The sequence below is a fragment of the Arthrobacter sp. UYEF36 genome (assembly GCF_040547025.1).
Lineage (GTDB): Bacteria > Actinomycetota > Actinomycetes > Actinomycetales > Micrococcaceae > Arthrobacter.
The window spans coordinates 17,692-40,664 of the sequence record NZ_JBEPOX010000016.1; the positions used below are offsets into that span (position 1 = coordinate 17,692).

Annotated in this window: 24 protein-coding genes and 1 tRNA gene; 11 read left to right on the forward strand and 14 right to left on the reverse strand. The window is 68.0% G+C overall.

Annotated features, from left to right (window positions below):
• Positions 1–13: 13 nt before the first annotated feature.
• The 3 genes from ispF to ABIB29_RS18815 form a co-directional block, all read right to left on the reverse strand.
• On the reverse strand, positions 14–550 hold the full coding sequence (gene ispF, locus ABIB29_RS18805) for a 2-C-methyl-D-erythritol 2,4-cyclodiphosphate synthase (RefSeq protein WP_354174418.1): 537 nt from the start codon (positions 548–550) through the stop codon (positions 14–16).
• Positions 551–552: 2 nt separating this feature from the next.
• Positions 553–1,383 (reverse strand): 2-C-methyl-D-erythritol 4-phosphate cytidylyltransferase, encoded by an 831-nt coding sequence (gene ispD / locus ABIB29_RS18810; protein ID WP_354174420.1) that lies wholly within the window; start codon positions 1,381–1,383, stop codon positions 553–555.
• 177 nt (positions 1,384–1,560) lie between these two features.
• Positions 1,561–2,043, reverse strand: coding sequence for a CarD family transcriptional regulator (locus tag ABIB29_RS18815; RefSeq protein WP_024367191.1), 483 nt, complete (start codon positions 2,041–2,043; stop codon positions 1,561–1,563).
• 316 nt (positions 2,044–2,359) lie between these two features.
• On the opposite strand from ABIB29_RS18815, the gene ABIB29_RS18820 reads away from it, so the two are divergent.
• A complete protein-coding gene (locus ABIB29_RS18820; protein WP_354174466.1) occupies positions 2,360–2,896 on the forward strand; it encodes a hypothetical protein in 537 nt (178 codons plus the stop codon).
• A gap of 99 nt (positions 2,897–2,995) precedes the next feature.
• On the opposite strand, the gene ABIB29_RS18825 is transcribed toward ABIB29_RS18820, so the two are convergent.
• Together ABIB29_RS18825 and ABIB29_RS18830 are read right to left on the reverse strand one after the other, a co-directional pair.
• The gene (locus ABIB29_RS18825) at positions 2,996–3,676 is read right to left on the reverse strand and encodes a response regulator (protein WP_354174422.1); all 681 of its coding nucleotides are present in this window, start codon (positions 3,674–3,676) and stop codon (positions 2,996–2,998) included.
• Positions 3,673–4,929: a sensor histidine kinase gene (locus ABIB29_RS18830; RefSeq protein WP_354174468.1), complete on the reverse strand. Its 1,257-nt coding sequence runs from the start codon at positions 4,927–4,929 to the stop codon at positions 3,673–3,675. Before ABIB29_RS18830 ends, ABIB29_RS18825 begins: the two co-directional genes overlap by 4 nt.
• Positions 4,930–5,136: 207 nt before the next feature.
• Here ABIB29_RS18830 and phoU point away from each other — a divergent pair, with 207 nt between their 5' ends.
• A complete protein-coding gene (gene phoU / locus ABIB29_RS18835; protein ID WP_354174423.1) occupies positions 5,137–5,799 on the forward strand; it encodes a phosphate signaling complex protein PhoU in 663 nt (220 codons plus the stop codon).
• A gap of 126 nt (positions 5,800–5,925) precedes the next feature.
• On the opposite strand, the gene ABIB29_RS18840 is transcribed toward phoU, so the two are convergent.
• On the reverse strand, positions 5,926–6,672 hold the full coding sequence (locus ABIB29_RS18840; protein WP_354174425.1) for a phosphoglyceromutase: 747 nt from the start codon (positions 6,670–6,672) through the stop codon (positions 5,926–5,928).
• A gap of 198 nt (positions 6,673–6,870) precedes the next feature.
• On the opposite strand from ABIB29_RS18840, the gene ABIB29_RS18845 reads away from it, so the two are divergent.
• Complete coding sequence (locus ABIB29_RS18845; protein ID WP_502915656.1) at positions 6,871–7,725, forward strand: class I SAM-dependent methyltransferase; 855 nt, start codon at positions 6,871–6,873, stop codon at positions 7,723–7,725.
• Between the two features lie 32 nt (positions 7,726–7,757).
• Here the strand turns inward: ABIB29_RS18845 and ABIB29_RS18850 are convergent, their stop codons facing one another.
• Together ABIB29_RS18850 and ABIB29_RS18855 are read right to left on the reverse strand one after the other, a co-directional pair.
• Positions 7,758–8,114 carry a DUF2516 family protein gene (locus tag ABIB29_RS18850; protein WP_354174427.1) on the reverse strand — a complete coding sequence of 119 codons (357 nt, stop codon included), beginning with the start codon at positions 8,112–8,114 and terminating at the stop codon, positions 7,758–7,760.
• Between the two features lie 9 nt (positions 8,115–8,123).
• Positions 8,124–9,320: a trans-sulfuration enzyme family protein gene (locus tag ABIB29_RS18855; protein WP_354174429.1), complete on the reverse strand. Its 1,197-nt coding sequence runs from the start codon at positions 9,318–9,320 to the stop codon at positions 8,124–8,126.
• An 87-nt stretch (positions 9,321–9,407) separates the two neighbouring features.
• Between ABIB29_RS18855 and tmk the strand changes: the two genes are divergently transcribed.
• From tmk to ABIB29_RS18885, 6 genes are all read left to right on the forward strand, one after another.
• Positions 9,408–10,064 (forward strand): dTMP kinase, encoded by a 657-nt coding sequence (gene tmk, locus ABIB29_RS18860; RefSeq protein WP_354174431.1) that lies wholly within the window; start codon positions 9,408–9,410, stop codon positions 10,062–10,064.
• Positions 10,061–11,203, forward strand: a complete 1,143-nt coding sequence (locus tag ABIB29_RS18865; RefSeq protein WP_354174432.1) for a DNA polymerase III subunit delta' — start codon at positions 10,061–10,063, stop codon at positions 11,201–11,203. The genes tmk and ABIB29_RS18865 overlap by 4 nt, the downstream gene beginning before the upstream one ends.
• A gap of 114 nt (positions 11,204–11,317) precedes the next feature.
• Entirely contained in the window at positions 11,318–12,883 is a 1,566-nt protein-coding gene (locus tag ABIB29_RS18870; protein ID WP_354174434.1) for an alpha/beta hydrolase, read from the forward strand.
• A gap of 94 nt (positions 12,884–12,977) precedes the next feature.
• Positions 12,978–13,050, forward strand: a tRNA-Thr gene (locus tag ABIB29_RS18875).
• Positions 13,051–13,299: 249 nt separating this feature from the next.
• Complete coding sequence (locus ABIB29_RS18880) at positions 13,300–14,310, forward strand: glycoside hydrolase family 16 protein (RefSeq protein WP_354174437.1); 1,011 nt, start codon at positions 13,300–13,302, stop codon at positions 14,308–14,310.
• A gap of 219 nt (positions 14,311–14,529) precedes the next feature.
• Entirely contained in the window at positions 14,530–15,729 is a 1,200-nt protein-coding gene (locus tag ABIB29_RS18885) for an MFS transporter (RefSeq protein ID WP_354174439.1), read from the forward strand.
• Between the two features lie 34 nt (positions 15,730–15,763).
• Here ABIB29_RS18885 and ABIB29_RS18890 read toward each other — a convergent pair whose 3' ends face one another.
• The gene (locus ABIB29_RS18890; protein ID WP_354174441.1) at positions 15,764–18,658 is read right to left on the reverse strand and encodes a cation-translocating P-type ATPase; all 2,895 of its coding nucleotides are present in this window, start codon (positions 18,656–18,658) and stop codon (positions 15,764–15,766) included.
• Positions 18,655–19,128 (reverse strand): hypothetical protein, encoded by a 474-nt coding sequence (locus tag ABIB29_RS18895; protein ID WP_354174443.1) that lies wholly within the window; start codon positions 19,126–19,128, stop codon positions 18,655–18,657. Before ABIB29_RS18895 ends, ABIB29_RS18890 begins: the two co-directional genes overlap by 4 nt.
• 70 nt (positions 19,129–19,198) lie before the next feature.
• Between ABIB29_RS18895 and ABIB29_RS18900 the strand changes: the two genes are divergently transcribed.
• Both ABIB29_RS18900 and ABIB29_RS18905 read left to right on the forward strand, forming a co-directional pair.
• Positions 19,199–20,182, forward strand: coding sequence for a hypothetical protein (locus tag ABIB29_RS18900; protein WP_354174445.1), 984 nt, complete (start codon positions 19,199–19,201; stop codon positions 20,180–20,182).
• Between the two features lie 39 nt (positions 20,183–20,221).
• Complete coding sequence (locus tag ABIB29_RS18905; RefSeq protein ID WP_354174447.1) at positions 20,222–20,401, forward strand: hypothetical protein; 180 nt, start codon at positions 20,222–20,224, stop codon at positions 20,399–20,401.
• 106 nt (positions 20,402–20,507) lie between these two features.
• Here the strand turns inward: ABIB29_RS18905 and ABIB29_RS18910 are convergent, their stop codons facing one another.
• The 4 genes from ABIB29_RS18910 to ABIB29_RS18925 all read right to left on the reverse strand — a co-directional run bounded on the left by ABIB29_RS18910 (position 20,508) and on the right by ABIB29_RS18925 (position 22,966).
• Positions 20,508–21,353 carry an aldo/keto reductase gene (locus ABIB29_RS18910; protein WP_354174448.1) on the reverse strand — a complete coding sequence of 282 codons (846 nt, stop codon included), beginning with the start codon at positions 21,351–21,353 and terminating at the stop codon, positions 20,508–20,510.
• Between the two features lie 106 nt (positions 21,354–21,459).
• Positions 21,460–21,915: a hypothetical protein gene (locus ABIB29_RS18915; protein ID WP_354174450.1), complete on the reverse strand. Its 456-nt coding sequence runs from the start codon at positions 21,913–21,915 to the stop codon at positions 21,460–21,462.
• Between the two features lie 7 nt (positions 21,916–21,922).
• The gene (locus ABIB29_RS18920) at positions 21,923–22,615 is read right to left on the reverse strand and encodes a bacterial proteasome activator family protein (protein WP_354174452.1); all 693 of its coding nucleotides are present in this window, start codon (positions 22,613–22,615) and stop codon (positions 21,923–21,925) included.
• A gap of 159 nt (positions 22,616–22,774) precedes the next feature.
• On the reverse strand, positions 22,775–22,966 hold the full coding sequence (locus ABIB29_RS18925) for a YbdD/YjiX family protein (RefSeq protein WP_354174454.1): 192 nt from the start codon (positions 22,964–22,966) through the stop codon (positions 22,775–22,777).
• Between the last annotated feature and the right edge of the window lie 7 nt (positions 22,967–22,973).

Here is a 22,973-nt window from a genome sequence, read left to right on the forward strand (position 1 = left end):
TCTTCGGTTAACCCTAGGCGACGGACTCGGGGGACGCCGAGCGGACGGGGTAGACGAGGGCCGTCGCCGTGGCTGAAATTCCTTCGCCGCGGCCGGTGAAGCCCAGGCCGTCGCTCGTGGTGGCCGAGACACTGACCGGGGCACCCGCGGCCTCGGTGAGGACCCGCTGGGATTCCTCCCGGCGGGGCCCGAACTTGGGCCTGTTGGCCACGAACTGCACGGCGATGTTCCCGATCTCGAAGCCCGCGGCGCGGACGATCCGTGCGGCCTCGGCCAGCAGAGTCACGCCGGAGGCCCCGGCATATTCCGGGCGGTCGGTGCCGAAGTGCGTGCCGAGGTCCCCGACGCCGCAGGCGGAAAACAGGGCGTCGGCGGCTGCATGCGCGACCGGGTCGCCGTCTGAGTGGCCGGACAGTCCGCGCTCCCCGTCCCAGAAGAGCCCACCGAGCCAGAGCGGCTGGGGCGCGTCGTCGGGGGCGTAGGCGTGGACGTCGATCCCGATTCCAGTCCGCGGGATGACGGGCTGCGGGGCGTTCTGGTTTCCGGACATGCTCAGCCTTCCACCCAGCGGGCGCCCAGCGGGCCCTCGAGGAGACCCTCGGCGATGATCAGGTCCAGCGGCGTGGTGATCTTCAGCGATTGGCTGGCGCCGCGGACCGCGTGGACCGGGACGCCGAGGAGTTCCACCAGCATGGCGTCGTCGGTGACGGCGGCCGCCTGGCCGGCGTCGAAGGAGGCCGCCGCTTCGTGGGCGCGCTGGAGGGTGGCGAGTTCGAAGCCCTGCGGGGTCTGCACCGCCCGGAGGGTCTCCCGGGCCGCGGTGCCGGTGACGAGCTCCGGGGCGATGGCGGCGCCGTCGCCCGTGGTCGGTTCCACGGTCTTGACCGTGTCCACCACGGGCATGACCGGGATGACGGCCACCGCGCCGGCCGCAAGGGCGTGCGACACCCGGTGGAAGACAGCCTCCGGAGCCAGGGCGCGGGCGGCGTCGTGGACCAGGACGGCTTCCGTGCCCGGCAGGAGCGCGGCCAGCGCGGCGCGGACCGACTCGGCGCGGGTTGCGCCGCCGTCGACAACTGTCACGACCGGGAGCTGCACGCCCTCGCCTGAGGGCGTGCGCGGGCGCTCCGTCTTGAGCTCCTGCATGAAGGCTTCACAGAGTGCGTGGAGTTCCGAATCGCCGGGAGGGATGGCGACGCAGATCTGCCGCGCGATGCCGGCAGCGGCGACACCCCTTAGGGCGTGGGTGAGGATGCTGTCCCCGCCCAGCGGAACCTTGGCTTTCGGCATGCCGTAGCCCAGGCGTTGGCCTGAGCCGGCAGCGACGACGATGACCGCGGTGGCGGGGCCGGCCGGAGACGTGTTGGTCGGTGCAGAGTCCATGCGCACAAGACTACGTCCCGGCGCCGCGTGCATCCCAGTGGGCTGTCAGTTCTGGTGCTTATGGGGCGTTCTTAACCCCCAAGCTGGAAGATCAACCCGGGCGGTGGCTGAAAAGGGCAAAAGAAACCCCGGCAGCCGCTACGCTACCGGGGTTCGATTCTTGTCTGTTCGACTTGCTTAGGAAGCCAGGACCTCGTCGAGAACGCTTGCGGCCTTCTCTTCATCAGTCTTTTCAGCCAGCGCCAGTTCTGAAATCAGAATCTGGCGTGCCTTGGCCAGCATGCGCTTCTCCCCTGCGGAGAGACCCCGATCGTGATCGCGGCGCCACAGATCGCGAACGACCTCTGCCACCTTGATGACGTCACCGGAAGCAAGCTTCTCCAGGTTTGCCTTGTATCGACGCGACCAGTTGGTGGGTTCTTCAGTGAACTCGGCCCGCAGCACTTCAAACACGTGCTCCAGACCTTCTTTGCCCACTACGTCCCGGACCCCAACAAGGTCAACGTTTTCTGCTGGAACTTCAATGGTCAGATCACCCTGAGCCACCTTGAGCTTGAGATACATCTTCTCTTCGCCCTTGACAGTGCGCATCTTGATTTCTTCAATTTTGGCTGCACCGTGGTGAGGGTAAACTACTGTCTCGCCGACCTCAAAAACCATGTGGACATTCCCCTTTCCCGCAGACCAGTTTATCACGTTTAAGGCATACGACTGCCATGGAACGCACCCAAGAACCGCGTAAATACAGGGAAAACGGCCTTAAACGGCACCGTCAGACCCCTTGACGAAAGCGGATATTAGTGCATAGCCCCGCCCCTGCCAAGAGTGCGCGTCTTCCCGCGCAGGCGCCCTGCCGGCCACGGAGCCGACCGGATTGTGTACCGCCCGAATCATGGTTTGGCGAGGATTGCCGATAGGCTATGGCTGAATACTGTTCCAAGACTCTCAAGGAGTGCGAGACGTGGGTTTCACTGCGATGAACCGGGGCCAGCGCGGCAAGCTGGCAATGGCAACGGCTGCTCTGGGCATCGGCCTGCTGTCCGTAACAGGCTGTGGCTACATCAACCCCCAGGCGACCGCCGCGCAGTACGCGGCCTCTGACGGAACGCAGGCCAACGTGGGCGCGTTGCAGCTGCGCAACATGATGATCATCTCCGCCGGTGAGGACAAGCCCGGCCGTGTGATCGGCGCCGTGTACAACACGTCCTCCGAAGACGTGACGCTGACCATCGCCGGAGCCGGCGGATCCCAGACCGAGGTGCCGGTCAAGCCGAACTCCTTCACGCTGCTCAACGACTCCACCGACGAGGCCATCCTGAGCACCACCGGCGGTATCCCCGGTTCCCTCGTCGAGGTCAACGTTAGCGAGGACGGCACCAACCAGAAGACCACGTTTAAGGTTCCGGTGCTCGACGCGACGATCTCCGACTACAAGCAGTACCTGCCTGCAGGCAGCGAGCCGACGGGCTCGGCCACGCCGACCCCGTCGGCAACGAGCAACGCAAACCACTAGCTTCCACTCAGAAGGAGGGGCACCCGGTCTTCGGGCGCCCCTCCTTTTCTGTATGTTCTGTGCGCGCTCGGCCTTGTCCGGGCTATTGAGCTGCCGGGCTCAGGGCTCGAACTTGTAGCCCAGGCCGCGGACCGTGATCAGGTGCCGCGGCGCCGAGGGATCCGGTTCAATCTTGCTGCGGAGCCGCTTGACGTGGACATCGAGGGTCTTGGTGTCCCCCACATAGTCCGAACCCCAGACCCGGTCGATCAGCTGCCCGCGGGTCAGGACCCGGCCGGAGTTCCGCAGCAGCATTTCCAGCAGCTCAAATTCCTTCAGCGGCAGGGAAACCTGTTCGCTATTGACCGTGACGACATGCCGTTCGATATCCATCCGGACCGGACCGGCCTGCACGGTACTGGAGACCAGTTCCTCGGGCTCGCCCTGGCGGCGCAGCACGGCCCTCACGCGGGCCACCAGCTCCCGTGACGAGTACGGCTTGGTGACGTAGTCGTCGGCGCCGAGTTCCAGCCCGACGACCTTGTCGATCTCCGCGTCCTTCGCCGTCAACATGATGACCGGGACGGACGAGCGCTGCCTCAGCTGCCGGCAGACCTCGGTGCCCGACTGGCCGGGCAGCTGCAGGTCCAGCAGCACCAGATCGGCGCCGTTGCGGTCGAACTCGGTAATGGCGTCCAGTCCGTTGTCCACTACCTCCACCTCGAACCCTTCCTTGCCCAACAGGTAGGACAGCGGGTCGCTGAACGACTCTTCGTCCTCGACAATCAGAATCCTGCTCAAGCGGTAGCTCCTTGCTCATGGGCGCCGGCGGCGTCCCGTCGTGTTGGTCTGGGGTGCTGGGACGGGCCGTGGGCCGCGGCCTGGGTGGCCGCCCGGTCCGCCGGCTCGCCCGCGTCGGAGACGCCGTCGAGGTCCTGCCCTTCCAGCTCCGGAAGCCGGATGGTGAAGGTGGAGCCGTGCCCGGGCTGGGACCACAGGGTCACCTCGCCGCCGTGGTTGGCGACCACGTGCTTGACGATGCTCAGGCCAAGGCCGGTGCCGCCGGTATGGCGTGAGCGGGCGGCGTCCACGCGGTAGAAGCGTTCGAAGACGCGTTCCTGGTCCTCGGGGCTGAGCCCCTCGCCCTGGTCCGTGACGGAGACGGCGACGAGGCCGCCCTTGGCTCGGATGCCGATGCCGACCCTGGTGTTTTCCGGGGAGTAGCGGATGGCGTTGTCGATCAGGTTCCGCAGCGCCGTCACCAGCTGGTCCTGGTCCCCGTAGACCATCGCGTCCGAGTGCCCGCCCACCACGAGGTCGATGTTCTTGCTTTCCGCTGGCAGCTGCGACCGGTCCACCGCCTCGGCGACGACGGTGTTGATGTCCACCGCCCGGCCCTGCTTTGCGACGTTGGAGCCCTGCAGCCGGGAGAGTTCGATGATGTCCTGCACCAGGGCCGCCAGGCGGGCGGATTCCTTGTGGGTGCGTTTGGCGAAGCGGCGCACGGCTTCCGGGTCATCGGCGGAGGATTCGAGAGCCTCGGCCAGCAGCGAGATAGCGCCGACCGGTGTCTTCAGTTCGTGGGACACGTTGGCGACGAAGTCGTTGCGGACTTCCTCCGTGCGGGTGACCTCGGTCCGGTCGTCGGCGAGCAGAAGGATGTATTCCTCCGCGATCACGGCCGCACGCACCTGGACCACGATGGTTCCCTGCCCCAGCGGGCCCCGCGGCAGTTCAAGCATTCGTTCGAGGATGACGCCGTCGCGCCGCACTTTCGCCGTCATCTCCAGCAGCTGCTCATGGACCAGCGTGTGGCCCCGCACCAGGCCGTAGGCGTACGCGGCGGGGCTGGCGCGGACGACGCCGTCGATCGCGTCCACCACCACAAACGCCCGGCCGACGGCGGCCAGCACCTCGGCGGCGCCTTCGGGAAGGGAGGGATCCTCGAACTCGACGTCCACGAGTTTGCGCTGCTGCTCGCTGACCCGGAAGGCAAGCACGCCGAAGACGCCAAGCGACAGGCCGATGAGGCCGGCGATCACACCGATAAGCATTGGGTCCACGGCTCCAGCTTATGCTCTGCCCCGCGTCGGAAACTGTAATCTCCCGCTATTCCCACTCCGGTTCAGCTAACGTTCATCTATTGGGGCGTAACAGTTCACCGGACGCTGGAAGACTGGACAGTTGAAGCGCCGAGAGGTGAACCGAGATGGGCCCGCCACTGTGGTGGCTGGCATTGTTTCCAAGGAAAGGACGCACACGTGCGCAAGGTTTTTCAGGAAGAGCTCGCCCAAGTGGGGGAACAGCTCGTCGAAATCTCAACGCTGGTCAGCGAGGCCATTGAGAAAGCCACGACTGCCTTCGAGGGCGCCGATATCGACCTGGCCGAGGACGTCATCGCGGCCGATGCGCGGATCGACTTCCTGCAGAACAGCCTGGACGAGCGCGCCATCGACATCCTCGCCCTGCAGGGCCCCGTGGCCAGCGACCTGCGGATGATCGTGGGGTCCCTCCGGATGAGCGCCTCCCTGGAGCGGATGGGCGACCTCGCCCGGCACCTCGCCCAGCTTGCCCGTCTCCGCTACCCCGCCACCGTGGTTCCCGCCCAGCTGCGTGAGACCTTCCGAAGCTTCGCCGAGCATGACCTGCTGATCGCGCGGAAGCTCACGGTGCTGCTGGAAACCCGGGACCTTGAAGTGGCCCGGGACATCCTGAAGGCCAACAGCGCGGTGAACGACCTACACCTGAGCGTCTTCCAGGCCATCGCCCGCACGGACTGGCACGAGTCCCCCGCCACGACCGTCGACGTCGCCCTCGCCAGCCGCTACTTCGAGCGTTTCGCGGACCACGGCGTCTCCGTGGCGCAGAAGGTCACCTACCTCGTCACCGGCGCCTGGCAGCCGAACGGCATCGAGCACAGCTAGCTCTTCCCGGGACGGGACAACAGCGTCCGGAGAGCGGAGCCTGACAGCAGAACGTACGACGCCGGCCGGTCACCTTGCGAGGTGACCGGCCGGCGTCGTACGTTCCGTCGGTGATGCGTCGAAGCGCTACTTCTTGCCCTGGTTGGCGACTGCCTGGATCGCCTCGGCAGCGGCCTCGGGATCAAGGTAGGTGCCGCCCGGGTTCAACGGCTCGAAGTTCTCGTCCAGTTCGTAGACCAGCGGGATGCCCGTGGGGATGTTCAGACCGGAAATGGCTTCGTCGCTGATGCCGTCCAGGTGCTTGACGAGGGCGCGCAGCGAGTTGCCGTGGGCCGTGACCAGCACTGTTTTGCCGGCCTTGAGGTCTTCCTTGATATCCGATTCCCAGTACGGCAGCAGGCGGACCAGGACGTCCTTGAGGCACTCGGTGCGGGGCAGCTCATCGCCGAGGTCCGCGTAGCGCGGATCATGCGCCTGGGAGAACTCGGAGTCGTCGGAGAGGGGCGGCGGCGGGGTGTCGTAGGACCGGCGCCACGTCATGAACTGCTCCTCGCCGTATTCGGCGAGGGTCTGGGCCTTGTCCTTGCCCTGCAGGGCGCCGTAATGGCGCTCGTTGAGCCGCCAGTCCCGCTTGACCGGGATCCAGCCGCGGTCGGCCTTGTCGAGGGTCATGTTGGCGGTGTTGATGGCCCGCTTCAGCAGCGAGGTGTACAGGACGTCCGGGAGGATGTTGTGCTCCACGAGAAGCTCGCCGCCGCGGATCGCCTCGGCCCGGCCCTGGTCGTTGAGGTCAACGTCCACCCAGCCGGTGAACAGGTTCTTGGCGTTCCATTCGCTGTGGCCGTGGCGCAGCAAAATCAGCTTATAAGTCATGGTTTTTATCCTAGCTGAGCAGCCACGGACAGTGCCGCGCGTTACATCACCGCCGCCACACCACGACGCGGGGTCACTCCGCGCCCATCATGCGGCGCCGCATGGGCCGGAACTGACCCCGCGTCGGAGGATGTCGGAGGATAGGGTGGGCTGGTGGTGCAGAAGGCTGAGCGGGTCGCGTCCCCGCAAACCCATGTGATGGAAAAACGCGGCATGGAAAAACGCGGCGTGGCCAAAAACGGACCCCGCGCGGGCAGGCCGGTGGGCAACATTACCCGCGGCACCACCAACCCCAACCGGATGCGGCGGCTGGACCGCTGGCTGACCGGCCCGCAGGCCTGGCGGCTGCGCGCGGCGGCTGATCCCCTCGTCGTCGATCTGGGCTACGGTGCGTCCCCGGCCACCGCCGTCGAACTCTTTGAACGGCTCTCCGCGGTCCGGCCCGACGTGCGGGTGGTCGGCATCGAAATCGAGCCAGACCGGGTCCGGCTGGCCCAGGAACTGGCACGGCCCGGGCTGAGCTTCCAGCTGGGCGGCTTCGAACTGCCGGTGGCCGGCCGGCCCGTCCTGGTGCGGGCGTTCAACGTGCTGCGGCAGTACGAGGAAGCCGACGTCGCGGCCATCTGGCGCCTGGTGCAGGGAAGGCTGGCCCCGGACGGGCTGTTCATCGACGGCACCTGCGACGAGATCGGCCGCCGGGTCACGTGGGTGGCACTGGACGCCGAGCGGCCGCTGAGCCTGAGCCTGTCCATGCGCTTCGGCAGTTTTGACCTGCCCTCGGAGGTGGCCGAGCGGCTGCCGAAGGCCCTTATCCACCGCAACGTGCCGCGCGAAAGGATCCATGCCTTCCTGCAGGCCATGGACAAGGCCTGGCTGGAGGCTGCGCCGCTGGCGTCCTTCGGGAACCGGCAGCGCTGGACGGCCATGTGCCGGGCACTGCTCGACGCCGGGTGGCCGGTCCAGGACGGTCCGGCCCGGTGGCGGCTGGGTGAGCTGACGGTCGGCTGGGACGCCGTCGCGCCGGGCTGGGCCCACGCCGGCAGGATTCCCTGAGCGAGCTTGCGAGCTTAGGGGGCCGGTGGGGACTACCAGGGGCCGTAGGGACCCATGTTGCGGCTTCCGCCGCGGCCCGCGTCCTTGACGGCGGGGCGGACATCGGCGAGGTACACGGAGGCCGCCGTCACGGCGACGAGTCCGAAGAGTCCCAGCGGGCCCAGGAGGCCTCCGCCACCGCCGCCCAGGAGGGAGAGCAGGCCCACGGCCATGGCGCCGCCGGTGACGGCCAGCCAGAAAGTTTTGGTGCGCTTGGAGACGGCTTCAAAAGCGTTCGCCTTGTGCCGCAGGCAGTCGAAGAAAGCCCACACCTCAAGGGCCAGGGCTACGAGGGCCAGGAGAAAGTAGACCCCTGTCTCGACATAGTAAATAAGCGCTCTTCCGTCCATGCCCCCAGCCTAGCCGTCCAAACTGGCCAAGGCCTGCTCCAAATCGGCCCAAAGGTCCTCGACGTTTTCGATTCCCACGCTCATCCGGACCAGGTTGTCCGGCACACTGGCCGGTTCGGCCGTGTGCCGGCGCCGCCGTTCTATGAGCGACTCCACTCCTCCGAGGGAGGTGGCCGGCAGCCAAAGCTTCAGGGCCCGGATCATCCGGTCCGCGGCATCGGCACCGCTGAGGCTGCCACCGCGGCCGGCCACAGGGGCCATTTCGATGCACAGCACCGAGCCGAATCCCTTCATCTGGCTCTTCGCCCGTATGTGGCCGGGATCCGAGGGCAGGCCCGGGAAACGGATGCTGCCGACCCTGGGGTGCGCGCTCAGCCGCTCGGCCAGCACGGCCGCCGAGGCCTGCGAGCGCTCGACGCGCAGGGCCAGGGTGCGCAGCCCGCGCAGCGCCAGCCAGGCCTCGAACGGCCCGGCGATCCCGCCGTGGATGGTGCGGTGGTGCAGCAGCGTGGCGCGGAGCCCGACGTCGGACGTCACCAGGGCGCCCAGCACGACGTCGGAATGGCCGGAGAGGTATTTCGTCACCGAGTGCAGGACGACGTCGGATCCCAGGGCCAGCGGCTGCTGCACCAGCGGGGTGGAGAAGGTGTTGTCCGTGACGACGACGGCGCCCGCCGCGTGAGCGGCTGTTGTCAGCGCACGGATGTCCGCGACGCCCAGCATCGGGTTGGTGGGGCTCTCCAGCCAGAGCATGCTGGCGGGGCGCCCGTCCGCCGGCGCGAGCTGCGCCAGGACCGCGTCGGTGTCCGCGATGTCCACCGTGCGCAGTTCCAGGAAGCCCTTCCCGGCAAGTTCCGTGGCCATCACCAGGGATCCGGCGTAGCTGTGGGACGGCATAACCAGCACTCCTCCGGCAGGAACCAGGGACAGTGCTGAACTGACGGCGGCGAGGCCGGACGCGTAGAGCAGACCGGGCAGCCCGGCTCCCTCCAGCTGGCCGAGGGCCTCCTCGAAGGGGTCCCAGGTGGGGTTGGAGTACCGCCCGTAGCCGCGGTCGCCGTCGCCCAGCGGGCCCGTGCCGAAATAGGTCGAGGAGAGCACCAGCGGGGGGTTGACCGGTTCATCGCGTTCACGCGGCGGGCGGCCCGCGGCCACGACCACCGTTTCCGCGGAGAGGGAGGCTGCCTGCGCTTCGGAAAGACTCATGGTCACAGGGTACTTCGGCGCCCCGCAGGGCGGCCAAGGCGTTACGTCCGGGGCGTGACTGTCAGGGATTGTCGGTAGGCTAGAGCGGTGACTACCCATAACCCCGGACTGTTTATCGCCTTCGAGGGCGGCGACGGCGCCGGCAAGTCCACGCAGGCAGCTGAGCTGGCCGCGGCGCTTGAATCGCGCGGCCTCAAGGTGCTGCGGACCAGGGAGCCGGGCGGCACTCCGATCGGCGAAAAGCTGCGTTCCCTGGTCCTGGACCACGGCCACGGCCACATCGATGCGCACACCGAAGCCCTGATCTTTGCCGCCTCCCGCGCCGCCCACGCCAGCCAGGTCATCCGCCCTGCCCTGGACCGCGGCGAGATCGTTCTCACCGACCGTTACATCGACTCGTCGGTCGCCTACCAGGGCGCCGGCCGGGACCTTGGTACCGACGCCGTCCGGGATCTCAACGAATGGGCCACCTCGGGCCTGCAGCCGGACCTCACGGTGCTGCTCGACGTTGACCCCGCGGTCGGCCGCCGGCGGCGCACCGCAGGCGATGCGGCCGAGGACCGGCTGGAGTCCGAGGCGGACGAGTTCCACGCCAGGATCCGGACTGCGTTCCTGGCCCTCGCCGCGGCCCGGCCCGAGCAGTACCTCGTCCTCCCCGCCCATCTCCCCGTCGACCAGCTGGCGGTGCGGATCCTCGAACGGGTCGACTCGCTGCTGGGCCTCCCCCGGGGCGTGAGCGCATGAGCGTCTGGGACGACCTCCAGGGCCAGCCGGCTGTTGTGGCCCAACTGCGCCAGGCTGCCGAGGGCGACGGCCTCACCCATGCGTGGCTTTTCACCGGTCCGCCGGGTTCCGGCCGGTCCAACGCGGCAAAGGCGTTCGCCGCCGCGTTGAACTGCGACCAGGACGATGTCACCCTGCGCGGCTGCGGTGAATGCGCGGCCTGCCTGACCATCCTGGGTGAAACCCACTCCGACGTCGCGTTCGTGCGCACCGAAAAGGTCACCATCACCATCGACGAGGCCCGCGAGCTGGTCTCCACCGCCGGGAACCGGCCGTCCTCGGCGCGCTGGCGCATCATCGTCGTGGAGGACGCGGACCGGATGGCGGAACGCACCACCAACGTGCTGCTCAAGGCGATCGAGGAACCTACTCCCCGCACCATCTGGATGCTGTGCGCGCCCTCCCCGGCCGACGTCCTTGTCACCATCCGCTCCCGATGCCGGGCGGTGGCGTTGCGGCTTCCGCCCGCAGCCGACGTCGCGGCCCTGCTGGTCAAACGCGACGGCGTCGACCCGGCCGTCGCCGAACGTGCGGCCCGGGCGGCGCAAAGCCATGTGGGGATCGCCCGCCGGCTGGCACGGGATCCCGAAGCGCGCGAGCGGCGGCTCGAAACAGTGCGGTTCCCCTTGGGCCTTCGGGGCGTTACCGCCGCAGTGCTGATGGCGGAAAAGCTCGTCAAGATCGCCACCGAGGAAGCCAACAGCTCCAACGATGAGCGCGACGCGGCCGAAAAGGCCGCCCTGCTCGCCACCCTGGGAGCGCCCGAGAGCGGCACCCTGCCGCCGGCCATGCGGGGGCAGGTGAAGCAGCTCGAGGACGACCAGAAACGCCGCGCCAAGCGTTCGGTGACGGACTCCCTCGACCGCACGCTGACCGATCTGCTGTCCTTCTACCGGGATGTGCTGATCATCCAGATGGGGAACGCCGTGGAACTGGTCAACGTTGAACTCAGGAGCGAACTCGTGGAGTTCGCCCGCCAGTCATCCGCCGAAACGACGCTTGCCCGCATGGACGCCATCAACAAGGCCCGCAAACGGATCACGACTTCCAACGTGGCTCCGCTGCTGGCCATCGAGTCCATGGCCGCGAGCCTCATCTGAGGGATCATAGAGAGACCCGTCCCGGATGAACCGACTTTCAGCCCAGCCCCCAGCACCGGTCCGGTGTGACGTGGCAGCCCCTCCGCTCCGTTCCGATCCTCCAAGGAGAACCGTATGAAGTCTGCACGAGCAGTGCCCGCCAGATCCCGATCCCTTGGTATCGGCATGCGGGCAGCCGGCGCCATGGCCCTGGCCGCGGTGCTCTCCTCGTGCACCCTGTTCGGTGCCGGCGACAGCGGGGCCAAAAACGCCAGCACACCGAATCCGGAGATCGCGTCCTCCGCGCCCGCCGAACTTCGCAGCTATTACACGCAGAAGGTCAATTGGTCCGCCTGCGAGTCGGATTTCCAGTGCGCCAAGATCAAGGTTCCGCTGGACTACAGCAAGCCTGACGGCGAGAGCATCGAGATCGCGGCGCTCAAGCTGGCCACGGAGGGCGGCAGCAAGGGGAGCCTGCTCATCAACCCGGGCGGGCCCGGCGGCTCCGGCTATGACTTCGTCAAGGATGCCGGATCCACGCACTTCTCGGACAAGCTCCGCGCCAACTTTGACATCGTGGGCTTCGATCCGCGCGGCGTGAATCGCTCCGCCCCGGTCGCCTGCCTGACGGACGAGGAACGCGACGCCTCCCGCGCGAAGATCTACGATCTGGACACCGAGGCCGGCCTGGCCGAAACCCTGGCGGACAACCAGGTGATCGCCGCCAAGTGCGAGGAGAAGACCGGGCCCGTCCTCGGCAAGGTCGACACCGAGAGCTCCGCCAAGGACCTCGACATCCTGCGGGCTGCCCTGAACGACACGAAGCTGAACTACATGGGGTTCTCCTACGGGACGTTCCTCGGGTCGACCTACGCCTCGCTGTTCCCTGACAACGTCGGCGCGATGGTCCTGGACGGCGCGATGGACCCGTCCCTCAGCTATGAGGAACTCACCAGCGGGCAGGCCAAAGCCTTCGAAAAAGCCCTCCGCGCCTACGTGGAAAACTGCCTCCAGTCCGACGGCTGCCCGCTCAGCGGCGGGGTCGACAACGGGATCCAGCAGATCCGGGACCTGATCGCCGCCGTGGAGGCGAACCCCATGCGCGCCAAGGACGGCAGGACGGTCTCGGCGTCCACCCTGGTCACCGGCATGATCGTCCCGCTGTACAACGACGACAACTGGCCGTTGCTCACGCAGGCCCTCGGTGCGGCCCTGAAGAATGACGCTTCGCCGTTCCTGAGGCTGGCCGACTTCAATGCCGAACGTGAACCCGACGGCAGCTATTCGTCGAACAGCACCTTTGCCTTCAGCGCCATCAACTGCCTGGACTACCCGATGGTCACGGACACCGCGGGCATGCGTGCCGACGACCAGCAGCTCCGGCTGGATTCGCCCACCTTCGGAAAGTACTTTGCCTACGGCGGCACGAACTGCAAGGAGTGGCCGTACCAAAATGTCCGGACCCCGGCACCGGTGGACTACAAGGGTTCGACCGACATCCTGGTGATCGGCACCACCGGCGACCCGGCCACCCCGGTGGAATGGGCGAGCGAGCTGCGCAAGCAGCTGGGTAACGCCTCGCTGCTGACGTGGCAGGGCGAGGGCCACACAGCGTATGGCCGCTCCAACGACTGCGTCGGCAATGCCGTGGACGGCTACCTCGTCGACGGGAAGACCCCGGCGGACAATACCGTCTGCTGAGGCGTTCGACACTCATTTTGACCGGGGCCGGAGGACTCTACTACAGTTGTCTCTGGCATGAAGCGCCCGGGCCACCCGGACATTTCAGGCGGTTGCTTCCTTAGCTCAGTTGGTAGAGCGTCTCACTCGTAATGAGAAGGTCGCCAGTTCGATTCTGGCAGGAAGCTCTGGTCTTCATCTATCGGCCCCGGCGTGTCGCCGGGGCCGATCTTTTTTGCCCCCACCCGGGTGGCGCCTGCCCTCAGGGCGCCCAAGGAGGCACTTCGCTGCCTGGATGACGTGCACGGCCGAAAGCCCGGCGCGCCGGTGAATATCCTCGGTGCGGCCATGAAAAACGGCGTATTCCGTCCTGCCACGCGCCTTCAGCGCTGTGCGGGACGACGCCACCAACAGAGCGTGAGCTCCAGGAGTAGTACATGAAGAAACGCACAACTTTGTTTTCCGGTGCGGCCGTCGCGGCCGTGCTGTCCCTCACGGCGTCCCTCGGCGCCGTCGCGGCCCCGGGGGCAGCCCCGGCTGCCCCCACTGCCGCCACGGGCACCTACAAGTGCACGCTCAAGATCAGCGACGGCGTTCCGCCCTGCACGCTCCAAGCAGCACCTGCGCCCGCCGAAGCACCCGCCCCGGCCGCTGCCGTGGCTCCCGCAGCGGCAGCCGAGCCTGCCCCGGCAGCGCCGGCGCCCGCAGCGGCTGCTGTGCCCGCCCCGGCCGCTGCAGTGGTTCCCGCAGCGGCTGCCGCACCCGCGGCGGTGGTGCCGGCGTCGACCGGCTCCGCGCTGATGCCCCTGGGCGTCCCCGGCGCATGGTCGCAGACCTTCAACGATGACTTCAACGGAACCACCCTGGATACCAGCAAATGGTCGAGTTCCTGGTTCGGCGGCGGCACCATGAACAAGGTCAAGACCGACCCGGCCAACGTCTCTGTCGGCGGCGGAAACCTCTCGCTGAAACTTTCGGACGCCGGCACCGGCAGCCTGGTGTCGTCAAACCCGAAAGACGCCGCCACCGCCGGCTACGAGTTCCGGACCGGCTACACCGAGGCCCGCATCTCCTTCCCCGGTAACGGGACGGTGCTGCACAACTGGCCTGCATGGTGGACCACCGGACAGTCCTGGCCGGCCACCGGCGAGAACGACATCGCCGAAGTACTCAAGGGAAAGCTGACGTCGAACTACCACTCGGGCTCCGGAACCCACAACCAGGGCACCATTGCCGGCAACTGGGGGAACGAGTACCACACGTACGGCCTGTGGCGGAAGGGAAACCTCTCCGAGGTTTACGTCGACGGGGTGAAGGTCAAGTCCTTCCCCACCGACGACGGCAACGCCCCCCAGTACCTCGTGCTGAACGTTGGCAAGGCCAGTGCCAGCACCGCGTACGGGCCCGCCTCCGAGATGAAGGTCGACTACGTCAGGGCCTGGCAGTAACGGGCGTCCCCGAAGCCGAAGGCTCTGCTGCATGCGCTGGGACTTTCCGGGATAACTGGAAGACCCCTTAGCGGGCAGCGGATTTCCGCACCACTTGTCCTTCCCCCGAGCGTCCGCAATTCTTGGGAAATGGGCGGTCGCCACCGAAGCTTGCCAGCCCGGGAGCGGGTAGGTCGGTCCGGCCTGCCCGGTGCCACCCGCCGGACTGTCTGGGGCCCGGTGATTGGCTTTGGCCTCGTCAGCCTGGCCGCCGACGTCGTCTCGGACGGCGCCCGGCCGTTGGCCGGTCCCCTGCTCGCCCAGCTGGGCGCCTCCGCGCTGCTCGTCGGCCTCGTCACGGGCGGAGCCGAAGCTGCCGCGCAGGGGCTCCGGCTGATTTTCGGGCCCTGGGCGGACCGGACCCGCCGCTACTGGACCTTTACGCTGGCCGGATATGCGCTGACGGCAGTCTGTGTGCCCCTGCTCGCCGTCGCGTCCTGGGCCGGAGAATCCGGGCTGGTTCTAGCCGCTGCGCTGATTATCGGGGACAGGGTCGGGAAAGCCGTCCGCAGCCCGGCGAAGACCGTGCTGCTGGCCGGAGTCGCCAAGCCCGTCGGCCGCGGCCGCGGTTTCGCCGTGCACAAGTCCCTGGACCTTGTCGGAGCCTTGCTCGGGCCGGTCCTGGTCGCCTTTGCGTTGGCGGCCAGCGGCGACCTGACGGCCGCCTTCGCGATGCTGTCAGTTCCGGCAGCGGCAGCCATGTTCCTGCTGTTCAGGATGCGCCGCCGTGTACCGGGCCCCGGCACACGGCAGCCGCCGTCGCTCGAAGCCGGTTGGGGCGTACAGGAGGCCGTCGACCCGAGGTCCCCCGGCGCCGCAGGCCGGCCCGTGCCGTTGTTCACCGGGAGCTTTGCCCTGTTTGCCGTCGCCGCTTTCTTCTGGAGCGCGGGGCTGGTCGCCTTTGGCGTTATTTCGTTCCACCTCACGACGGCGGCGGCGGTTCCGGTGGCGGCGGTCGCGCTGCTGTACGCCGGCGCGATGGCGGCGGCGGCCCTGGGCGCCCTCGCCAGCGGCGTCATCTACGACCGCTCCGGCGGCAGGGTTCTTTTGGCCATTCCCCTGCTGACCGTTGCGGTGCCGGTGCTTGCCCTGGCGCCGGGGATCGGGCTGGCGCTTTGTGGTGTGCTCGCCTGGGGCATCGCCATGGGCATCCAGGACTCGACCGTCAAGGCGCTGGTCGCGGATCTCGTCCCGGAACTGCGCCAGGGCACGGCATACGGCGTCTTCGCCGCTTTCGAAGGGGCCGGGGCGTTGGCTGGAGGGGCGCTGTACGGCGCGCTTTATGACACCCGTGCGCTGCTGATCACCGCCGTCGCGGTCCTGCAGGCGGTCGCGTTCGCCGTGCTGATTATGGCGCTCCGACGGTCCGGCAAGCCCTAGCGCCAGCTCTCGGGCCGGGAACCGGCCTCGTTCCTCAGCCGCGGGACGGCGCCTCCCGGCGTCGCCCGCCCGCCCGAAGGACGATCTTGCGGAGTTCATCGAACCACAGCACGGTCGACGCCATCGCGACGCAAACGGCCCAGTGGCCGGGGTCCAGGGACGCCGTCCCGAAGGCCCGCTGCAGGAACGGCAACTCGACGACCGCCACCTGAAGCACCGCCGCCAGCAGCACCGACCCCCAGAGCCACTTGTTCACGAAGAGCCGGCGGAAGGCCGATGTCGTCTCCGAACGGGAGTTGAAGGCGTTGAACAGCTGGGCGAACACGAGGGTGGTGAAGCCGGCGGTCCGTGCGACATCGAGCGAGTCAGTGCCGCCGGGGACCAGCCCGCCGGGCAGGAAGATATCGATGGTCAGCAGGGATGTAACGCCCATGACCAGGCCGATGCTCAGGATACCCAGCCACATGCGCGTGCCGAGGATCCGGTCGCCGCTTTGTCGGGGCCGGCGCGCCATGACGTCGTCGATTTCCGGGTCAACGCCCATCGCCAGAGCGGGGCCGGAGTCGGTCACGAGATTGATCCACAGGATCTGCGTGGCCAGCAACGGCACCGCGACTTCGCCGGGGCTCGCGCCGGCCAGGCCCATGGCGCCGGCAAACACGACGCCAAGGAAGACCGTGAACACCTCGCCCATGTTCGAGGACAGCAGGTAGCGCAGGAATTTTTCTATGTTCTCGAAGATGACCCGGCCCTGGCGCACCGCGGAGACGATCGTGGCGAAGTTGTCGTCGCCGAGGATCATGTTCGAGGCCTCTTTGGTCACCTCGGTGCCCGTGACGCCCATGGCGATGCCGATGTCAGCGGTTTTCAGCGCCGGTGCGTCATTGACGCCGTCGCCGGTCATCGCGACCACATTGCCTTGGGCCTGCAGGGAGGTGATGATCTGCAGTTTGTTCTGCGGTGCCACCCGCGCATACACCGAGCTGTTCCGGGTGAGCGCCCGCAGCCCGTCCTCGTCCAGTTCGTCCAGCTCCGCGCCGGTGACCGCCCGCTCCCCCGGCTTGGCGATCCCAAGGTCGCCGGCGATCCGTGCCGCGCTGAGCGGGTGGTCGCCGGTGATCATCACGACGCGGATCCCCGCCCGCCGCGCTTCGGCCACCGCGGAGGCCGCTTCTGCCCGGGGCGGGTCCAGGATTCCGACGACGCCGACGTAGACGAGCGTGCTCTCGTCTTCCTCGTCGAGTACGTCCGTTTCGTGACGGTCCGCCTCGGTGTACTGGCGGTAGGCCACGCCGAGCGTGCGGAAGGCCTGCGAGGAGAGCTCCTCGACATCGCCCAGCGCCCGGGCTCGGCGGTCCGCGTCCATCGGAACGACCACCCCGCCGAGCTGCAGTCCGGTGCAGTGTTCCAGCAGGACATCCGGGGCGCCCTTGGTGACGAGGGACAGGGTGCCGCCCTCCCGGTGATGTGCCAGCGCGGACATCAGCTTCCGCTCCGAGGTGAAGGGAATCTCGCCTTGCCGGTCGAACTCCCCGATTCTGTCTGTGACCCCGGCAAGCTTCCGGGCAGCGACGAGGAACGCCGCTTCCGTCGGGTCGCCCTGGATCTGCCATTCGCCGTTGCGCTCCCGGAGCTGCGCGTTGTTGGCGAAGGAGCCCCCGGCCAGCACCATGTGTGCTTCCCGGAGCAGGGCCGGATCACGAACTTCGTGGCCGTTGTGGAGCACACCGCCCTCCGGCCGGTACCCGACGCCGGTGAGCTCGACCTGGCCGGAGGCGGTGGTGATCCTGCAAATGGTCATCTCGTTGCGGGTGAGCGTTCCTGTCTTGTCCGAGGCGATGACCGAAGCGGAGCCAAGGGTTTCCACCGAGTGCAGCTCCTTGACCACCGCGTTGCGTTTGGCCATGTTCTGGACACCGATGGCGAGCACCACGGACAGGATGGCGGGCAGCCCTTCGGGTACGGCCGCCACCGCGAGCGAGACGCCCAGCAGCAGGACGGTGACAAGCCCGCTCAGCGTGGACACGCCGTTGACGATGATGATCGTGGCCATCACGACGACGGCGATCGCGATCACGGTGATGCCGAGCAACTTGCTGACGCCCGCGATTTCGCGCTGCAGCGGGGTGGGGGCGTCCTCAGCGGCCGCCAGCATGCCGGCAATCGCGCCGACCTCGGTGTCCATCGCGGTTGCGGTCACCACCGCGCGACCCAAGCCCTGCGCCACGGCGGTCCCCTTGTAGACCATGTTCAGCCGGTCGCCGAGGGGGACCTCGCCGCTGAGGACCCGGGGGTTCTTGAAGACGGGCGAGCTTTCTCCGGTGAGCGAGGACTCGGCGACACCCAGGGAACTTGCCGTCATCAGCCGGGCGTCGGCGCCGACAGAATCCCCCTCGTTGAGGACCAGGATGTCACCGCGCACCAACCCCGAGGACGGCACCGTTGTCAGTTGGCCGTCCCGCAGCACCGTGGAGTTCGCTGCCGTCATCAGCCTCAGCGCCGCGACGGCGCTCTCGGCTTTGTTTTCCTGCACGAAGCCGAGGACGCCGTTGAAGAGGACCACGGCCCCGATCACCAACGCGTCAATCGGCACGCCGGAGGCGCCTTCCACCGCCCAGGCAAAGACCGAGATGGCGATGGCCGCGAGCAGCAGGTAGATCAGCGGGTCCTGGAACTGCCGGACAATCTTTCGCCATAGCGGCACCGGGGGCGCGGAACGGAGTTCGTTGGCGCCGTAGAGGCCCAGGCGCCGGTCCGCCTCGTCCGAGTCCAGACCGGTCTCCGGGCTGACGTCGAGGGCCTGCAGGGCCTCGGAGGCGCGGCGGAGGTGCCATGGGAAGGTGCCGGCGGCGGCGCCCGCCGCGGCGCTGGAGGCCTGATCGGAAAGACTGTGCGGCGTACTGCCGGGGCCTCGTGATGGTCCGCTCAAGGGGACCAGACGGAGGCAGCGCCGGAATGGCCGGTAATGACGCTCTGGTAAATGAAGAAGGCACCGGCTGCCGCCGCGACGACCAGCAGCGACAGCCGGACAACGCGGTTGGTCCGCAGGCTCCCCAGGAAGGCGAAACGCCGCCCGATGGGCTCGTAGCTCGCGACCAGCGTCGCCGCAACAATGACAAAGAACACCACAGAAACGGCCTTCAGCACGTCCCCCTGTTCCGCATGCTCCCGGATCAAAGCCGAGGAGGGGCGGGCCTCCTCCAGCTGTTCCCCGGCCTCCGCGGTGATGAGGGACAAGGGAACCAGGCCCAGGGACAGCACACCCAGCGGCCAGGCCAGGTAACCGCGCCAGCGGGGCGCCGCGGCGTAAGCGATGGCGGCGAGACCGGCGACCGGGGCCAGCACAACGACGGCGTGGATGAGCAGGATGTGGGCCGGGAGCCCCGCTATGTCGGTCATGTATGTCCCTATCCGTCCGAACCGCCCGGTGGTGGCGGCATCGCCGGGGCCGGGCTTCTATGATTCTTGCATGGGAGAGCAGGGGCTGGCGGACGTCGTGGCGCGGCTCTATGCCCTTCCGTTCGACGATTTTGTCGCCGCACGGACAGCTGCTGCCAAGGACGCGGCTGCCGCGAAAGAGCAGCGGTCCCTCGCCGCAGAGGTGCGGTCCCTGCCCAAACCGTCCGTGGCGGCGTGGACGGTGAACATGCTTGCCGCCCGGCAGCCTGAGACCCTGCGGGAACTCGCCGGGCTGGGGACGTCGATGCGTGCCGCGCAATCCTCCCTCGACGCAGCGGAACTCCGGCGGCTGGGACACGAACGGCGCCGGCTCCTGGCCACCGCCGTCAAGGCAGCAAGGGAGATCGCCGAACAGCAGGGCCGGAAGATCAGCGGCGCGATCGCGGCGGAGGTGGAATCGACGTTACGCGCGGCGACAGCAGATCAGGGGGCCGCGGCCGCCGTGCAGTCCGGCCGCCTGCTCCGGGGGTTGTCCGCCGACGGTGTGGACGTGGTGGACGTTTCAGGTGCCGTGGCGCTGCCCGCCCTGGCGCTTACCGCCACGGCCGGACCGGTTCCCACGCCCGGCGCACCCCGGGAAGAGGTACGGACCGGAACCGCGGCCGGGACCGGGACTGCAGCCGGTGCAGCGGCGGAGCAGCCCCGGTTGCGCGCTGTCCGGCAGGAACCGCGGAGGTCCACTCCCTCCGCGCTGGTACGGGCCCGGGCTCTGCTCAAGGATGCGGAAGATGCCGCTGGAGCGGCCGCCCGGGAAGGCCGGCAGCAGGAAGAGGAGCTGTCCGAGGCCACGGCCCTGGCCACCGACCTCGCCGACGCGGTGCGAACGCTCCGGGAACAGCTCGCAGCGCGCGAGCAGGAGCTCAAAGCCGTCAGGAAGCGGCGCGAACTGGCCGCAGCCCGGGCGCAGCAGGCAGCACGGGCAGCGGCCAAGGCGCGCCGTACCGAGGACCTTGCCCGGGAACGGGTGCTGCGGCTTGGCAACACACCGCACTGATGACCGGATAGTGTCGGAGGCCGGCGCCACACTTAATGCATGGAAACCAACCAGTACTTTGAAGTCACGTACCTGGACACGGACTGCGGCCGCATCCGCACCGAGACCTTCGACGACGTTTCCGACGCCGAACGCTTCGCCAGCCGCCGGGTGGCCGACGAGCACGGCTGGGCCATCGTTGACGCGGTGCCGGTGAAGGAAGGGCGGAGGGCCGCTTAGCCGGGTTCCGCAGGGGCACCGGGCCGCAAAATGGGCCCCCACCCGGATCGGGTGAAGGCCCAGTTGCGGTCCTCGCGGCGTCGTACGGCTGTGAGGCCGGGTTGGCTTAGGCGAAGTCGGCGACTGCCGGGTCGGCGCCGATGCGGCCGGCGCCCTCGGCCGAGTTGTCCATGCCGTTGATGGCCTGCACATCCGTCTCGTCCAGGCTGACATCCAGCGCGGCGTAGTTCTCGCGGATGCGGGATTCGGTCACGGACTTGGGGATAACAACGTTGCCGATAGCCAGGTGCCAGGCGATGACGACCTGCGCCGGAGTGGCGTTATGCTTGGCCGCGATCTGGCCGATGATGGCACTCTCCAGCAGCTCCCCGCCCTGGCCCAGCGGCGACCATGCCTGGGTGAGGATGCCCTTGGAGGCGTTGAACTCGCGCAGCTCGGCCTGGTTGAAGAAGGGATGCAGTTCGATCTGGTTGATGGCCGGCACGACGCCGGTCTCGTCGATCAGGCGCTCCAGGCCTTCCTTCGTAAAGTTGGAGACACCAATGGTCTTGACGCGGCCCTGCTTCTGCAGCTCGATCAGAGCCTTCCAGGTGTCCACGTACTTGTCCTGCTTGGGCTGCATCCAGTGGATCAGGTACATGTCCAGGGTCTCCAGGCCCAGGCGTTCCATGGATTCCTCGAAGGCCTTCAGCGTGGACTCGTAGCCTTGGTCCGCGTTCCACAGCTTGGTGGTGATGAAGATTTCCTCGGGCTTGAGGCCGGAGCGCTCGATAGCCCGTCCCACCCCCGCTTCATTGCCGTAGATCTTGGCGGTGTCGATGTGGCGGAAGCCGGCCTCGAAAGCCTGGACAACCACCTTCTCGGCGACGTCGTCTTCAACCTGCCACACTCCATAGCCAAGCTGGGGAATGGTGTTGCCGTCATTGAAAGTCAGTACCGGTGAAAAAGTCATCTAACTATCCTGCCAACGTACCCGCCATACCGCCAGCGTTTAGGGCGCAGCTAAGCTAGGCGCTTAACCGGGAATTTCGGGCCAGCGCCAAGGCAACCGGGGACTGTCAGTCGGGTGCGGCCGTCTCCGCCAGGCGGCGTTCGGCGTCGGTGACCTGGTCCAGCACCGATTCGGCGCGGCGCCGGACCGACTCCGCGCCGGGCTCGGCAGGGCCGACGGCGAGCCGGAGCATCGCGGCTGCTTCGGCCGTGGTCGCCAGGGAGTTGCCGGCCGTGGACAGGGCGCGGTGGACTCCTCCCAGTCTCCCGGGAATGTCGAGTCCTTCGCTGGGTGCGCGCCGCTGGGCCTCCACGCAGATCTGCCGGACCCGCAAGGAGAGCGCCGTGAGTTCGTCGGCGATCTCCAGGAGTTCGGCATAGAGGGCGTCATCCTCCACCCCCGCGAGGACCTGGTGATAGCGGTCCAGGCCCCGGGTGAACCGGTCATGGGCGCGGCGCCAGAGCCCTTTGCCGAGTTCGGCGTCGTCTTTCCGCCCCTGCCGGGCGGCGCTGAAGAATCCCAAGGGTCCCTTACAGGTATTGGCCGGGACCGTGGTCCGGATCTGCCGGGACGGCAGGCTGCGGGTGAACCGCGCCGGGCTTGGGTGCCGCGGCGCGCTGGGGTTCCCCGTTCTCGCCGATCACCACCCCGGGCGCAATCACTGTTCCGGGAGGCAACTGGCGGAGCTGTGCCTGCGCCACGGCGTGGTCCCGGGCGGCATGCTGGGCCGCGAGGGCGGTCTGGATGCCGTGGAAGAGGCCCTCCAGCCAGCCGACCAGCTGGGCCTGCGCGATCCGCAGTTCCGCGTCCGAGGGGGTTCCCTCCCCGGGGAACGGAAGAGTGATCCGTTCCAGCTCCTCGACCAGTTCCGGCGCGAGGCCGTCTTCCAGTTCCTTGATGGAGCGTTCATGGATCTCTGCCAGCCGGAGCCGCGCCGCGTCATCGAGAGGGGCGGACCTCACTTCGTCCAGGAGCTGCTTCATCATGGTGCCGATCCGCATCACCTTCGCGGGTTCGTCAACGAGGTCCTGGAGCTGGCTGGACTTGGGGCGTGCCCCCGCGGGCTCGACAGGTCGTCCCTGTCCCTCCGGTGCCCCGGACTGGCCGGGCCCCAGCGGATGGTCGCGGGCAACTTTTCCGTCTGCCCCGGCCGGCCGGGGCTCCAGGGTGGTGCCCTCGAAGGGGACCCCGCCGTCGGGCTGAGTGTCGTTCGGATCGCTCATGGCTTCATACTCTCACGAGGCCGGAGCCGCGGCGCGGTCCAGCCGCCGGGCCGCGGCCCGGACCCACGGAACGGCGCAACAAACAGCGAGGGCGCCGCCGGACACTAGTGTGCCCGGCGGCGCCCTCCGGCAGCTGCAACGCTGACCAGCCGAAACCGGTCAGCAGCACCGGCCCTGCGGGTTGGCTTCCTGACGGTCCGTCTGGTCCCGCCAGAACTCCCGCTCGGTCATCGGCTGGGAGCCGTGGCCGGCTTCGACATGGTGTGCCAGGTACTTCGTGTAGGCATCTGCGCCCATGACACTGCCGAGGTACCGGGCGAACCCCCGAAAGCCTGCAACTACAGCGTTCATCTGTGCC